This is a genomic window from Paenibacillus sp. FSL W8-0194, assembly GCF_037969745.1.
GTDB classification, from domain to species: Bacteria; Bacillota; Bacilli; order Paenibacillales; family Paenibacillaceae; genus Paenibacillus_AQ; species Paenibacillus_AQ cookii.
On sequence record NZ_CP150205.1, the window covers coordinates 1,554,837 to 1,569,983 of the forward strand.

Genomic DNA, 15,147 nt, shown 5'->3' on the forward strand with positions numbered 1-15,147 from the left:
GGGATAGACGATTCATCAGAGAGAATGAGGGAGATTACGACTATGCGCATATTAATCGTTGAAGACGAGGTGTATCTGGCGGAGGCGCTGACGCAAATTTTGAAAAAAAACCATTATTCCGTGGACGCCGTTCACGACGGCCAAACGGGATTGGATAACGCCCTCAGCGGGATTTACGATTTGCTGCTGCTGGATATCATGCTGCCGGAGATGGACGGAATCACGCTGCTGCGGACGATCCGGGCCGAAGGCATCGCCACGCCGGTCATCATGCTCACGGCCAAAGGAGAAATTTCCGACACGATCGCGGGGCTCGACTGCGGAGCCGACGATTACGTCGCCAAGCCGTTTTCCACCGGCGAGCTTTTGGCCCGAATCCGTGCGGTTCTGCGGCGAAAAGGAGAGGTCGTGCCTGAGGACGGCCTGAAATTCGGGGACATCGAGCTGAATACGTCCATGCTGAAGCTGAGCTGCAGGGGCAAGGAACTGAAGCTGATTTTGAAGGAAAGCGAGCTGCTGGAGCTGCTGATGCTGAGAAAACAGGCGGTCACCTCCAAAGAGCAAATCATCGAAAAATTATGGGGCTTTGATTCCGATGCCGAACATAACAACGTCGAAGTGTACATTTCGTTTTTGCGGAAAAAGCTGGCTTTTCTGGGCGCGTCGGTGCGGATCACCACGATCCGGGGCGTCGGTTACGTGCTGGAGGCGGTTTCGTGATGTTCAAAAAGCTGCGCAACCGGTTTCTGCTGATGAACATGGCTATCATTACATTCATCATGCTGGTCGCTTTTACGGCAATTTACATGATCACGTACCAAAACGTCCGCCGCGATATCGGCATGGAGCTGCAGCGCGTATCGGAGTTTTATCATAAGGGGGGAGGACCGGGCAAAAAAGATCCGGCAAAAGCTTCGGCGCTGCCGTCAGCGCAGGAAGGGAGCTTGGAAGCCGAGGCGAAAGGCGATGACAGCCCGGATCCATCCTCGCCGCCGCAAGGGAGCGGCGCTGCCGTTGCTGGGCCATCTGCAGAAGGCTCTTCCCGCCCCATGGAGAAAGGCCAAGTGCCGCCTCCCGAACTTTCGGTTTCCTTCGAGCTGAAAACGGATCGGGAATGGAATCTAATCAAGACCTATTCCCGCTTCGAAATGAGCCAAGACTTCTATGACGCGGCCAAAAACCAAGCCGTACAAAATCCGGTCCGGAGCGGCCGTTTCAATATGGACGGGACGCGCTGGGCGTATAGCGTACAGCCGACGCCAAGCGGATATTCCGTCGTGTATTTGGACGTGACGGCGCAGCTCAAAATCACCACCAATCTGATCTATACCTTTTTGGCGGTGGCCTTGGTGATGCTGGCCGTGATCTATTTGACGAGCCGCTATTTTGCCAATCGTTCGATCGAACCCGTCCGCAAAGCGTTTGAGAAGCAGCAGCAGTTTATTGCCGACGCCTCCCATGAGCTTAAAACGCCGCTGGCCGTCATCAACACCAACGCCGAGGTGCTGCTGGCGAACAGCGAAGACTCCATCAAGTCCCAATCCAAATGGCTGCACCATATCAAATCGGAAACCGAGCGCATGAAGGCGCTCACCAACGATCTGCTGTACCTCGCCCGAATGGACGACGCCCGCGGACATCTGATCTTCGTCCCGTTTGATCTTAGCGAAGCGGTCGAAAGCGTCATTTTGACCATGGAAGCGGTCATATACGAAAAAGAGCTCGCGCTCACGTATGAAATCGAACCCCGTTTGAGCATGACGGGGAGCAGCGAGCAGGTGAAGCAGGTCGTGATGATTTTGCTCGACAACGCCGTCAAATACGCCAATCCGAGGGGGGCCATCCATCTGGAACTGAAAAAGCAGCATCACCGCCCGCTGCTGAAGGTGACCAACACGGGCGAAGGCATCGCCCCGGAACATATAAAACATATTTTCGACCGCTTTTACCGCGCCGATGCCTCCCGCTCGCGGAAGCACGGCGGGTACGGCCTTGGCCTGGCGATCGCCAAATCGATCGTGGAGGGCCATAAAGGGAAAATATTCGTCAAAAGCGTCCCTAACGAACAGACGAGTTTTTATGTGCAGTTGGGGTAGGAGGGGAGAGCAGACCATCGAAACAAAAGGGATTCCAAAGGGTTCCCGCCGACAACCGTTTCGTTTCGCCAAGATTTTATCAGCGAGGAAATATTTGAAACAATTCGAGTCTTATTACGTATATCCTTATATAGGCAGTTTGAACATATCTGGGGGATTTTGCAAAAATCCAATGTGAAAGCGAATTTCCAAGCGGCAATAGGTGGATCGAAGGGGTATGTTTCCACAATTGCGATCCGGAAGCGGACGGATTGACGAATTTTGCAAAATCCCGGCATGGGAGGATGCGACCATGGAAACGCTTTTCTGGAGCTGTCTGGCAGGCGGAATTCTGTTTGCGGTGGTCAGCGTCGTTTTGGGGGATCTGGTCAGCCATGCCCTTGACGGGCTGCTCGACTTTTTGTCGGTCGATTTCCTGAAACCGATGGTCATCGCAAGCGCTGTGACGGTGTTTGGAGGTGCCGGCGTTTTGCTTGAGCGCTATACGGGATGGGGAGGCTTCGTGGTCGTTTTGCTGTCGATTGCTGCAGCGGTGATCATTTCGGCGCTGGTCTATTGGTTTTACGTCAGGCCGATGGACAACAGCGAAAACTCCACCGCTTATTCCATCCGCGAGTTGTCGGGCCGCATCGGCGAGGTCACCATACCGATTCCCGAATCGGGCTTCGGCGAGGTCATGATCAAGCTTGGCGCCGGGAACACGCTCCACATCGCTTCGAGTTTCGATCGCTGCCTGTTGGCCGCAGGCACCAGGGTGGTCGTCGTTGACGTGCTTGACGGGGTACTGCGCGTCGCCAAATTAGACGAGAGAAAAGGAGATGTTGTTTAATGGATTTGCCGGATTACATGCTCATTCCCATCATTGTCGTCGGGGTTATTATCGTGCTGGGGCTGGCATTCTGGGCCCGCTACAAGACGGTTGGGCCGGACGAAGCCATGATCGTGACGGGTTCCTTTTTGGGAAGCAAAAACATCGCGGAAGACGAATCGGGACGCAAGATCAAAATCGTCCGCGGGGGCGGCGCGTTTATTTTGCCCGTATTCCAGCAGTCGGAATTTATTTCGCTGCTTTCCCACAAGCTGGACGTATCAACGCCCGAGGTTTATACCGAGCAAGGGGTGCCTGTCATCGCCGACGGCGTTGCGATCATCAAGGTCGGCAGTTCGATCGAAGACGTCGCGACCGCGGCCGAGCAATTTATCGGCAAGCCGATCGACGCGCTGAAGGGCGAAGCCCAAGAGGTGCTGGAAGGCCATCTGCGGGCGATTTTGGGCTCCATGACCGTGGAGGAAGTATACCGGAACCGCGACAAATTCGCGCAGGAGGTCCAAGGCGTGGCGGCCCGCGACTTGAAGAAGATGGGGCTGCAGATCGTTTCCTTCACGATCAAGGACGTCCGCGACAAGCAGGGTTACCTCGACGCGCTGGGCAAGCCGCGGATTGCGGCAGTGAAGCGGGACGCCGAAATCGCGGAAGCCGAAGCGATGCGGGATGCGCGGATTCAGAAGGCGAACGCGGAAGAACAGGGGCAAAAGGCCGAGCTGCTGCGCGATACCAACATCGCCGAAGCGACCAAGGAAAAAGAGTTGAAGGTTGCCTCCTTTAAGAAGGAGCAGGACACGGCGAAGGCGGAAGCCGACCAGGCATACCACATTCAGGAAGCACGCGCCAAGCAGACGATGGTCGAAGAACAGATGAAGGTCGAGCTGGTCCGCAAGGAACGCGAAATCGACCTGCAGGAAAAAGAAATCATGGTCCGGCAAAAGCAATACGACGCCGAAGTGAAGAAAAAAGCGGATGCCGACCGTTACGCCGTCGAGCAGGCGGCCGAAGCGGACAAAGCTCGCAAAATGCGCGAAGCGGACGCTTTGCAGTATTCCATTGAAACGCAGGCCAAAGCTTCCGCGGAGCAAAAACGGCTGGAAGGCCAGGCGATCGCCGATGCGGAGCGGGCCAAAGGTACCGCCGAAGCGGAAGTCATCCGCCTGCGCGGTTTGGCCGAAGCCGAAGCGAAGGAAAAGCTGGCGGAAGCGTTCCAGAAGTTCGGCGAAGCGGCGGTGCTCGACATCATCGTCAAAATGCTGCCTGAGCTGGCCGGCAAAATCGCTCAGCCGATCTCGTCGATCGACAAGCTTACCGTGGTGGATACGGGCAAAGGCGAAGGCGCGGCCCGCGTAAGCAACTACGTGACCGAGCTGATGTCCACCGCGCCGGAAATGCTGAAAAGCGTGTCCGGCATCGACGTGGAGGGACTGATCAAAAACCTGACGGGCAAATCGAAACCCGCTCCGGTGGCGGCCCAGCATGCGCAGCAGGAACGCGAGCTGGTGAACCTGGAGGCGGGCGCGGCCAAGGAGGAGTAGTATCTCGCTGCTGCTGCCTCTTGGCGGTTGACTGAGCAAACGAGGGATTAGGAGGGAGCGGCAGGCCTTCAATGCCCCATTTGCCGAAGGCATGTTTCGGATCTGGCGCATGGCCAGTCATATATCCATGAAAAAGGCGGTCCAAGCGAATAGGCTTGGGCCGCCTTTTTGATTTGTTTTCCCCGCTTCTAAGGGGTGTTTAACTGCAGGCGCAGTTCAGCACCGGCTTGCGCGCGGCCGTCGTTTCGTCCAAACGGGTGACCGGCGTGCTGTAAGGGGCGTTAAGCAGCAGTTCCGGCTGCTCTTCGGCTTCCTTGGCGATTTGGATCATCGTGTCGATAAAGGCGTCGAGCGTGTCTTTGCTTTCGGTTTCCGTCGGTTCGATCATCATGCATTCGTCCACGTTCAGCGGGAAGTAGATGGTCGGCGGATGATACCCGAAATCGAGCAGCCGTTTCGCCACGTCCAGGGTGCGGACGCCGTATTGCTTGAGCGGCGTGCCGGACATGACGAATTCATGCTTGCAGACGCCCGGATACGGAATGTCGTAATAGGGTTCGAGGCGTTTCATCATGTAATTAGCGTTCAGCACGGCGCATTCGGATACGCGGCGCAGACCTTCGGGCCCGTAGCTGCGCATGTACGCATAGGCGCGGACGAGAATGCCGAAGTTGCCGTAATAAGCCTTCACGCGGCCGATCGACGATTCGCTGTCGCCTTCCAGCGTATACGACCCGTCTTCCTTTTTCGAGACGAGCGGCAGGGGCAGGAACGGCACGAGCAGGTTTTTGACGCCGACCGGACCGGCGCCGGGACCGCCGCCGCCATGCGGCGTGCTCATCGTTTTATGCAAATTCAGGTGTACCACGTCAAAGCCCATGTCGCCGGGGCGCGCAATGCCCATGATCGCGTTGGAATTGGCGCCGTCGTAATACAGAAGCCCGCCGGCTTCGTGAACGATCGCCGCAATTTCCTGGATCTGCTCCTCGAACAGGCCGAGCGTGTTCGGGTTGGTCAGCATCAGCGCCGCGGTGTCGCTGCCGACCGCCGCGCGCAGCGCCTCCAGGTCGACGAGTCCCTTGTCCGTGGACGGAATCGTAATCGTTTTGAGTCCGGCCACGGAGGCGCTGGCCGGGTTGGTGCCGTGGGATGAATCCGGCACGATCACCTTGTCGCGATGTTCCCCGCGGCTTTCATGATACGCACGGATCATCATCAGCCCGGTCCATTCGCCGTGCGCGCCTGCGGCAGGCTGCAGCGTGACGGCATCCATGCCGGTAAGCCCCGCCAAGTCCTGCTGCAGCTGGTACATCAGCTCGAGCGCGCCTTGGATGCTTTCTTCGGGCTGGTAAGGATGGATTTTGGCGAAGCCCGGGTAACGCGCCACGTCTTCGTTAACCTTCGGATTGTATTTCATCGTGCAGGAGCCGAGTGGATAAAACCCGTTATCCACGCCGAAATTGCGGCGCGACAGCTCCGTGTAGTGGCGGATGACGTCGACCTCGTACACCTCCGGCAGCGCCGCGGGTTCGCTGCGCAGCATGGCGGCCGGTATGAGGGATTCGGCCTCCGCCTCGGGCACGTCGAGCTCCGGAAGGGAGTAGGCGATGCGTCCGGGGTGGCTCAGCTCAAATATCAACGCTTTTTCCTGTATCATAAACAGCCCTCCAGCAATGAAACGAATTGGTCGATCTGTTCTTTCGTACGGCGTTCGGTGACGGCAACCAGCATATGTCCTTCAAGCTCCGGATAAGCGCGGCCGAGATCGTACCCGCCCAGGAAGCCTTGCTTCAGCAGTTTTGCGTTGACATCCGCGACGGATGTGCCGGCAGGCAGCTTGATCACGAATTCGTTGAAAAAAGGAGAAGCGTACGGCAGCGTCACGCCGGGCACTTTCGCAAGTTGTCCCGCGGCATAATGGCTTTTTTGCAGGTTCAGCCGGCCGACCTCGATCAATCCCTGCTTGCCCATGACGGACAAGTATACGGATGCGCAAAGTGCAAGCAGCGCCTGGTTCGAGCAGATGTTGGAGGTCGCTTTTTCCCGGCGGATATGCTGTTCGCGGGCCTGAAGCGTCAGGACGAAGCCGCGTTTCCCGTTCCGGTCGACCGTCTGGCCGACGATGCGGCCCGGGATTCGGCGCATATGCTCTTGGGACACGGCGAAAAATCCGCAGGTCGGACCTCCGAACGAAGCCGCGATGCCAAGCGGCTGGGCGTCTCCGACGACGATGTCGGCGCCGAGTTTGCCCGGCGCTTCCAGCAGCCCGAGCGACAGCGGGTTGGCGCTGACCACCATAAGCCCTTTGTGGTTGTGGATCAAGCGGCCGATGGCCGCGAGATCTTCGACCGCTCCGAAAAAGTTCGGGTTTTGCACGAGTACGGCCGCGGTATCGTCCGAAACGGCTTGGGCCAGCTCGGCCATGTCCGTCACGCCGTTGTGCGTGCCGACCTCGACGATGTCCAGACCGAGTCCCCGCGCATACGTATGAAGCACTTGTCTCGATTCCGGGTGAACCGCCGCGGAGACGACAAGCTTGGTCCGCTTGGTGGCGGCGCTCGCCAGGGAGCCGGCTTCCGCGAGGGCCGTCGCGCCGTCGTACATGCTGGCGTTGGCGACCGCCATGCCCGTCAGCTCGCAAATATAAGACTGGAACTCGAAGATCGCCTGCAGCTCGCCTTGGCTGATTTCAGGCTGGTACGGCGTGTAAGCCGTATAAAATTCGGATCTGGATACGACATGGTTGATGACGGAAGGAATATGATGATCATAAAGTCCGGCGCCAAGGAAGCTGGGGTATTGGTCGGTGTTCGCATTTTTGGCGGCAAGCGCGGACAGATGGGTCGTGAGGGCGTACTCGTCCAGCCGCTTGGAGACCGGAAGCTCGCCTTTGAAACGGATTTCTTCGGGAATATCCTTAAAAAGATCTTCAATCGAATTCGCTCCGACGGTTTTCAGCATTTCCTGCTGATCCTGCTCGGTCATCGGCAGATAACGGTGCTTCACTTGGAGTCAGCTCCTTTTCGGGCTCGTTTGTAGAATGGAACGGGAACAACTTCGGCTTTCAGGCGTTTGCCCCGCACATCGACCTCGACCTGCGTGCCGACGGCGGCAAAACGGCTATCAAGGAGCGCCAGCCCCAAATTCCGTTTCAGCGTGGGGGATTGGGTGCCGGTCGTAATTTCTCCGATGCGCTCGCCGCCAGCATAAACCGCGTAATGCGAGCGGGGGATGCCGCGGTCGATCATTTCCACGCCGACCAATTTGCGCGGCACGCCGTTTTCCTTCTGCCGCTGCAGAGCGTCTTTGCCAATGAAATCGCCTTTGCCCAGCTTCACGAAAAAGCCGATGCCGCCTTCCAGCGGCGAGATGTCCTGGGACAGCTCCTGCCCGTAAAGCGGCAGCTTGGCTTCGAAGCGGAGCGTGTCGCGGGCGCCGAGGCCGGCCGGGATCAGGCCGAAGGCAACGCCGCGCTCAAGCAATCCGGTCCAAACGGCCGGCGCATCTTGGGCAGGCAGATAAATTTCGAATCCGTCTTCGCCGGTATAGCCGGTGCGGGAGATGAGGACGGACGCGCCAAACAGCGATACGTTTTGCAGAAAATGAAACGCGCCGAGCTGCGTCAAATCGCAATCGACAAGGGGGGCGAGAATGTCTTCCGCTTTGGGCCCCTGCAGCGCGAGCAGAGCCGTATCATCGGATTTGTCGGTCATTTGGACCCCGTCCGCAAGATGCCGGCTCAGCCATTCCCAGTCTTTGCGGATATTCGAAGCGTTGACGACAAGCATATAGGATGCCTCGGCCAGCTTGTAAACCAGCAGATCGTCGACGACGCCTCCGTCCGGATAACACATGGCGCTGTATTGCGCCTGCCCGGGGACGAGAGCGGTTACATCATTGACGGTCACGCGCTGAAGGAAGCTTTCGGCCTGCGGGCCGCTGACGAAAAATTCGCCCATGTGGGACACGTCGAATAAACCTGCGGCTTCGCGGACGGCTTCATGCTCCTTATGGATGCCGCTGAACTGGACGGGAAGCTCCCAGCCGCCAAAATCAATGCAGCGCACGCCCGGAATGTCGGCATACAGCGGGTATAGCGGGGTTCGTTTAAGCTCGGACACGTTTCCATCACCTTCTCTTTCCATTTTTCGAAAGCACAAAAAGGACAGGCAAAAGAACAAGCATGCCGATCATCGGCATACGGATCCTCTTGCTCTGTCCTTGGTACCTGAGAGTTACTTTGCTTGACGGCTCATCGCGGGTGCAAGGCTGCGCGCCGCTGTCGTGCCGGTCAACAAATTTCCCCTTGGGTGATTCTTTTCGCTCAAGAATTCTCTCCAGAGATGCGTCCGATAATGGTCCTTTTGCCTGAGAGATTCACCCGTTTTCACGCGGGCTTACTCCTTCGGCGTCACCGGTAAACAGTAATCTCTCCCATTACCTTCATCCGCTATTGAATTGTCTACTACCATTAATACTCAAAGCCTTGCGGAATGTCAACAACATTATCCGGGGGAAAGGCCGAAGCTTGGCAGGGCGGACGCCCGACGGCAAAAGTATCGGAAAACATTGAATTTTAACATACTTTTTCCGCGTTCGCCGCGATACAATGATATCGGCATGACCCATTACGAGCTGTAATCCGGGGAGGATGAACACGTGGAAAAAATCGTCGGCGTGGATATCGGCTGCACGAAAATGTACATGTACGCGGAGCATGAAGGAAAAACGTTCGAAAACAAAGTGCCGACCGGGCTGGATTGCCCGCGGGAGCGGCTGAAGCAGGAGCTCGACGCGTTTATCGAGCGCCTTCCGTTCGAGCCGGAAGGGGTCGGCATGGCGGTGCCGGGCCTCGTGGAGGGGGATCACCGCGTTCAGTTGTCGGACGTCCGCTCCTTAAGCGGAATTACCGCCGATGATTTCGGGCAGGGAAGGTTTCCCGTCCGGCTTATAAATGACGTCAAATCCGCTACGATTGCGGAAACGGTCCATTATAAGGACAAAGACACGCTAGCGGTGATTATGGCCGGTTCCGGCACGGCGCTCGGCGTCTATTCGAAGGGGCGGATGTTTACGGGGGCACACGGTTTTGCCGGGGAACTGGGCTACTGCATCATCCAGACGGCAGAAGGTCCCCAAAGGCTGGACAGCATCGCGGGGGGCATCGGCATTTTGCAGCAGGCCGGCTGCGGCATTGATGAGTTCCTGGAGCGGATCAACCGAAACGAACCGGCCGCCATGCAGCTGATAGCCCGGGCGGGCGAACATTTCGGAATGGCGTTGACGAACGTGATCCACCTGTTTAATCCGGATGTGATCGTGGTCGGCGGCAGCACCGCCACCTATCCCGGGTATATGGAGCATGCGCTCGAAACGGCGCAAAAACATACCCTTCCGGACATGTTCAGCGCTTGCCTGATCGCCCCGGCCAAAGACAATAAACGCATCGTCGCCCTCGGCGCCATGGAATACATGCGCAGCGGCATGCGGATTTAGGCGGCCGGAAGGCGGAAGAACGACGGGAAAACCGCGGAAAACAAGAGGGTTGTCGCTGTTCGGGGAAATCAGGTTCCTGTTATATTGACAGCGCCGTTTGCTCTGCTTTATTCTTAAGGTGATTAGGATTGTAAATGGTTTCAATCATGAATGGACATTTATATACAAGCGGATGATGGCGAACGGGAGAGACTGCCTTTTTCGTAAGGCGGCACCGAAGGAGCAAGCTGCGGGAGGGCACAAACCGGCGGCTAATCTCTCAGGTACAAGGAACCGTCGCCGGACGCGGCTCTGGAGAGAGCGTCAGCCACCCAAGGGGAACGCGGAAACGGCAGGTTTCCGTCCAAACTCTCAGGTACAAGGGACAGAGAAAAGGTGCTGCATACCTTTTTTGCTGTCCTCTTTTTTGTTGCCCTTGTTCGTGCGATGTTGAACACCGTGAAACTTCCTGACTTGAATGACCTAAAACAGGAGCGTGGAGTTAGTGAGATTCAAACATGTATTTTCCATCATCGGCCCGTCCATGGTGGGTCCTTCCAGTTCGCATACCGCGGGCGCCGTGCGCATCGGCAGGGTGGCGCGCCAACTGCTCGGATGTCAGCCGGAGAAGGTCGAGGCCACTTTGTACGGTTCTTTTGCGGAGACGTATTGGGGACATGGAACGGACCTTGCCTTGACCGCGGGGCTGCTGAACTTCGACACGGACGATGAACGGATCCCGGAGGCGGACATCGAAGCCGAAAAAGCCGGGATGAGCATCGAATGGGTTCAGGGGAAAGGCAACGGTCCGCACCCGAATTCCGTCAAACTCAAGCTTTGGGCCGGGGAACGGAAGGCGGAGATGGTCGCGGCTTCCATCGGGGGAGGAACGATTGCCGTTTATGCCTTGAACGGATTCGACGTGCAGATGACCGGCGAATACCCGACGATCGCGGTGACGCATACCGACAGCCGCGGCGTGATTGCCGGCCTGACAGGCCTGCTCAGCCGGGAAGGCGTCAACATCGGTTACATGGACGTGGACCGTAAGGGGCGCAGCGAAGCGGCCATGACGGTGTTCGAGCTGGATTCGGCGCCCGCCCCCTCCGTTCTGGAGGAGATGGCCCGCCTTCCGCATATTTTGGAAGTGACGATGATCGATTTGACCCAAAGGAGCTAAATGCGATGAGATTCGAGACGCTGGAACAGCTGGCAGACATATGCCTGAAAGAAAACAAAACAATCGCCGAGGTGATGCTGGAGGATCAGGCCAAGGAAACGGGCGTTCCCGCCGAAGACGTATTCCGGCAGATGGCCGAATACTACCAGGTGATGAAGGAAGCCGTCCGCAAAGGGCTGACCGGCAACACGAAATCCCGCAGCGGCCTGACGGGGGGCGACGCCAAGAAGGTTGCGGATTACATGCGGCAGGGCGATACGTCGCTCGGCGAGCCCTCCGCCATGGCGATGGCTTACGCGCTCGCCGTCTCCGAAGTGAACGCCTCGATGGGGAGAATCATCGCCACGCCGACGGCGGGCTCCTGCGGCATCATTCCCGGCGTGTTCGTCAGCTCGCAGGAACGCTTCGGCTGGGAGGACGACAAGCTGGTGCGCGGCTTATTTACGGCCGGGGCGATCGGGTACGTCATTGCCAACAACGCGTCGATTTCCGGCGCGGAAGGCGGCTGCCAAGCCGAGGTCGGATCGGCGATCGGCATGGCGGCCGGGGCGATGGTCGAACTGAGGGGCGGCTCGCCGCTTCAGGCCGTCCACGCGGTCGGCCTGGCCTTGAAAAACTGCCTCGGCCTCATTTGCGATCCCGTTGCGGGACTCGTGGAAATTCCGTGCATCGTCCGCAACGGCCTCGGCGCCGTCACCGCGCTGGCAGCCGCCGATATGGCCCTTGCCGGCGTCGGCAGCGTCATTCCCGCCGACGAGGTCATCGGCGTCATGCTGGAGGTCGGCAGCGCCATGCCGAGCAAACACCGGGAAACGGGCAAAGGCGGCCTTGCCGCCACGCCTACCGGCCGCAGGCTGACCCGAGAGCTGGTCGAGCAGCGCCGCCGCAAAGCCAAGGAAGCCAAAGAAACCAAGCAGCCGCCGTCAGACACCCCATAATGGCTCATTAGCAACCCTATTTCGAAGGATGACGACAAGAATCGAAGGAGAGTCGAAAAACGATGAGCAATGTGAAAGAAAACCGTTGGTACAGCAAGGATCACGAATGGGTCGAAAAGGTAAGCGGAAACGTCGTGCGCATCGGCATCAGCGATTTCGCCCAGCATCAGCTTGGCGACATCGTATTCGTGGAGCTTCCCGAAGAAGGCGCAAGCGTACAGGCTGAAGAAAGCATCGGCACGATCGAATCCGTCAAAACCGTGTCGGACCTTTTCAGCCCCGTCAGCGGTCAAATCGCCAAAATCAATCCGCGGCTCGGCGACGAGCCGGAGCTCGTCAACAACGAGCCGTACGACGGCGGGTGGATGGCTGAAATCGAAGTCGAAGGCGATCTGGAGGAGCAGCTCTCGGCTTTGCTCAGTCCGGAGCAATACGCAGAGTTTCTCGAAGAGTAGCTTTCAATCCGAAAAAACGGAGGGGAAAGGCGTCGGATCCGGCATGATCCGGCGCCTTTTTTGCGCCTGAATCCGCGCTGAAGCGCCTGAATAAGCGGGAGGGCCGAAGTCCGCCTTAAAGGGCCTGCAGCCGCGACGCCCCGCCTAAATGGCGGCGCAGCTGCGCCGTTGCCGCCTTCCGCAAGCCCGCAACCACGATCCGCCTATTTTGACGGCGGCACGCTTCAAATTGGGCTCTTTCGATGCATACAAACCTGTACATTTGGCAACAAAAGCACATAGGATAGGTTAGGCTTTTTGACGTAGGGATGATGCAAAATCCGGTTCCGGCCGCTCCCGGAAACAGTATGTAGCCGAACCAAACTTTGTCGCTGTCTATTTCGGACTGAAAGTCTGTTTTGGGGATTATGCAGCATCCTTGCGTGCATCGAATGTCATAGCTTACGGTGGTGTAATCATGAGGGAAATCACGGAGTATTACGGCGGACGGGATTTGGGCTGCACGTATAGCAAAACGGAAAGCGTTTTTAAGCTGTGGGCGCCCGGGGCCGCAAAAGTGACGCTCGCGCTTTATGAGGATGCGGGTTGTTATAACGCGGACGGCGAGGTCTTCGATCATGCGGGCGGACTCGAAGTCGGGATGAAAAAGTGGAAGGACGGCGTATGGTTTTTGCGATTTTCCGGCGATCTTGCCGGCCGCTATTATATGTACAAAATCGAGCACCCGGATGGAACCGTCCGCTATGCCGCCGATCCGTATTCGAAAGCCGTCAGCGCCAACGGCGCCAGGTCGGCGATCGTGGACATGGAAGCCTGGAACCCACCCGGCTGGGAAGCGGACCGCAGGCCGCCCATGGCCGGGTGCAAAGACGCCGTTTTGTATGAACTACATGTGCGCGATTTTTCGGCCGACCCTGGCGCCGGTTTTCAACATAAAGGAAAATTTAAAGCGTTTACGGAAACGGGACTGCGCGATAAGGACGGCAATGCGATCGGCATCGACCATCTGGAGGAGCTTGGAGTCACGCATGTCCACCTGCTGCCGGTATTCGATTTCCAAACGGTGAACGAACTGCAGGCGGACGATCCCGGCGCTTCCGGGCCGAAGTACAATTGGGGGTATGATCCGCAGCATTTTAACGTGCCGGAAGGCTCCTACGCGACCGATCCGACCGTGCCGGGTCTCCGGATCCGCGAATTCAAGGAAATGGTCATGGCGCTGCACGGCAAAGGGATCCGCGTCGTGATGGACGTCGTGTACAATCATACCTACAGCGTCGAGGACGGACCGTTCGAGGCGGTCGTGCCCGGGTACTTCTACCGCAGGGACGCCGAAGGCAGGCTGGCAAACGGTTCCGGCGTCGGCAACGAGCTGGCGACCGAGCGCCCGATGGTCCGGAAATTCATCCTCGATTCGGTTCGTTATTGGGCGGACGAATATCACATCGACGGATTTCGCTTGGACTTGATGGGACTGATCGATACCGATACCGTCAAGCTGATGGTCGAAGAGCTGCGCCGCGAGGCGGACCCGGCCATCATCGTCTACGGGGAGCCCTGGACGGGCGGGGAATCTCCGCTTGCGCGGCAAACGTTGAAAGGCAGCCAGAGGAATCTCGGCTTTGCCGTATTCAACGACCATTTCCGCGGCGCGATCAAAGGGGACAGCGACGGCGAAGGGAAAGGTTTTGCCACGGGCGGAACGGGCACGGAAGCGGCGGTCCTTGAAGGGGTCAGGGGATCGATTTGCGATTTCGCGGATGCTCCGCTCGAATCGGTCAATTACGTGACCGTTCACGACAATTTGAATTTATGGGATAAAGTGCTGGCGACGCAGGGGCTGCGGGACGAGGCCAATTTTCCGGACATCCGAAACGGGGAACTCGTTCATGAAGGGAGCCTGCATGAGGCCGTGGAAAAATCCGAGCCGTACCGGAGCATAGACGGCGAGAACATCATGAAAAGCGAGACGGTAAAACGCGCCCTCCTGGCCAACGGCATCGTGCTGACCTCCCAAGGGATTCCGCTCATTCATGCCGGTGACGAGCTGCTCCGCACGAAATACGGGGATCATAACAGCTACCGCAGCGGCGATGCCGTCAATGCCATAAGGTGGGAAAACAAGCGGAGGTTTAGGCCGGTTTTTGACTATTACCGGGGCCTGATTGAGCTTCGGAGAAGCCACCCCGCCTTTCGCTTGACCTCCCGGGAGCAGATTGACAATCATTTGGAAACGCTCCGCTGCGGGGACCAGGTGGTCGCTTTTATGCTGAAGGACTTTGCGGGCGGCGACGCTTGGAAAAACATCATCGTCGTCTATAACGCGAACAACCATGAGATTAAGCTGGACGTTCCTTTTTCCAAAACCGGCTGGAAGGTCGCGGTAAACGAAGAGCGTGCCGGGAACGAGGCGCTTGATTGGATCTGGGACGAACAGGCGGTTGTTCCGGCTCTATCCATGAAGGTGTTGTTCGAGGATGCGGGCGGCATCAGCCAAGCCCATCGATTTCTGCTTACGCGTTGACTGCCGCCGCGTTTTTCCGGTTTTCGGTCCGGGGGCGCTTTGGCCGGATGCTTCGGATGCGACGGCTGAAAAAACAGGATGGAAGAGATTGCCACATGCCGGAATTCATGTTATA

12 protein-coding genes and 2 riboswitches are annotated in these 15,147 nt (G+C 57.8%); of the genes, 9 read left to right on the forward strand and 3 right to left on the reverse strand.

What is annotated here, in order from left to right; translation table 11 throughout:
• Window positions 1–42: 42 nt before the first annotated feature.
• The 4 genes from MKY58_RS06745 (at window position 43) to MKY58_RS06760 (ending at window position 4,460) form a co-directional block, all read left to right on the forward strand.
• Complete coding sequence (locus MKY58_RS06745) at window positions 43–720, forward strand: response regulator transcription factor (protein ID WP_339323946.1); 678 nt, start codon at window positions 43–45, stop codon at window positions 718–720.
• Window positions 720–2,096, forward strand: a complete 1,377-nt coding sequence (locus tag MKY58_RS06750) for a HAMP domain-containing sensor histidine kinase (RefSeq protein WP_339325072.1) — start codon at window positions 720–722, stop codon at window positions 2,094–2,096. Before MKY58_RS06745 ends, MKY58_RS06750 begins: the two co-directional genes overlap by 1 nt.
• A 292-nt stretch (window positions 2,097–2,388) precedes the next feature.
• Window positions 2,389–2,925, forward strand: coding sequence for a protease (locus tag MKY58_RS06755; RefSeq protein WP_339323947.1), 537 nt, complete (start codon window positions 2,389–2,391; stop codon window positions 2,923–2,925).
• Complete coding sequence (locus MKY58_RS06760) at window positions 2,925–4,460, forward strand: flotillin family protein (RefSeq protein WP_339323948.1); 1,536 nt, start codon at window positions 2,925–2,927, stop codon at window positions 4,458–4,460. Before MKY58_RS06755 ends, MKY58_RS06760 begins: the two co-directional genes overlap by 1 nt.
• A gap of 199 nt (window positions 4,461–4,659) precedes the next feature.
• Here the strand turns inward: MKY58_RS06760 and gcvPB are convergent, their stop codons facing one another.
• Genes gcvPB through gcvT form a run of 3 tightly spaced genes read right to left on the reverse strand, consistent with a single transcriptional unit; the run spans window position 4,660 to window position 8,581 of the window.
• The gene (gene gcvPB, locus MKY58_RS06765; RefSeq protein ID WP_339323949.1) at window positions 4,660–6,117 is read right to left on the reverse strand and encodes an aminomethyl-transferring glycine dehydrogenase subunit GcvPB; all 1,458 of its coding nucleotides are present in this window, start codon (window positions 6,115–6,117) and stop codon (window positions 4,660–4,662) included.
• Complete coding sequence (gene gcvPA, locus MKY58_RS06770) at window positions 6,114–7,466, reverse strand: aminomethyl-transferring glycine dehydrogenase subunit GcvPA (protein WP_339323950.1); 1,353 nt, start codon at window positions 7,464–7,466, stop codon at window positions 6,114–6,116. Before gcvPA ends, gcvPB begins: the two co-directional genes overlap by 4 nt.
• Entirely contained in the window at window positions 7,463–8,581 is a 1,119-nt protein-coding gene (gcvT, locus tag MKY58_RS06775; protein ID WP_339323951.1) for a glycine cleavage system aminomethyltransferase GcvT, read from the reverse strand. Before gcvT ends, gcvPA begins: the two co-directional genes overlap by 4 nt.
• 225 nt (window positions 8,582–8,806) lie before the next feature.
• A riboswitch (glycine riboswitch) is annotated at window positions 8,807–8,907 on the reverse strand.
• Between the two features lie 212 nt (window positions 8,908–9,119).
• On the opposite strand from gcvT, the gene MKY58_RS06780 reads away from it, so the two are divergent.
• The 5 genes from MKY58_RS06780 (at window position 9,120) to pulA (ending at window position 15,032) form a co-directional block, all read left to right on the forward strand.
• Window positions 9,120–9,956, forward strand: a complete 837-nt coding sequence (locus MKY58_RS06780) for an ROK family protein (RefSeq protein ID WP_339323952.1) — start codon at window positions 9,120–9,122, stop codon at window positions 9,954–9,956.
• Window positions 9,957–10,129: 173 nt separating this feature from the next.
• Window positions 10,130–10,241: riboswitch (glycine riboswitch) on the forward strand.
• A gap of 199 nt (window positions 10,242–10,440) precedes the next feature.
• On the forward strand, window positions 10,441–11,115 hold the full coding sequence (sdaAB, locus tag MKY58_RS06785) for an L-serine ammonia-lyase, iron-sulfur-dependent subunit beta (protein WP_036714675.1): 675 nt from the start codon (window positions 10,441–10,443) through the stop codon (window positions 11,113–11,115).
• Between the two features lie 5 nt (window positions 11,116–11,120).
• Complete coding sequence (gene sdaAA, locus MKY58_RS06790; RefSeq protein ID WP_339323953.1) at window positions 11,121–12,053, forward strand: L-serine ammonia-lyase, iron-sulfur-dependent, subunit alpha; 933 nt, start codon at window positions 11,121–11,123, stop codon at window positions 12,051–12,053.
• Between the two features lie 62 nt (window positions 12,054–12,115).
• Window positions 12,116–12,508, forward strand: coding sequence for a glycine cleavage system protein GcvH (gene gcvH / locus MKY58_RS06795; RefSeq protein WP_339323954.1), 393 nt, complete (start codon window positions 12,116–12,118; stop codon window positions 12,506–12,508).
• A 457-nt stretch (window positions 12,509–12,965) separates the two neighbouring features.
• Entirely contained in the window at window positions 12,966–15,032 is a 2,067-nt protein-coding gene (gene pulA, locus MKY58_RS06800; protein WP_339323955.1) for a type I pullulanase, read from the forward strand.
• Window positions 15,033–15,147: the final 115 nt, after the last annotated feature.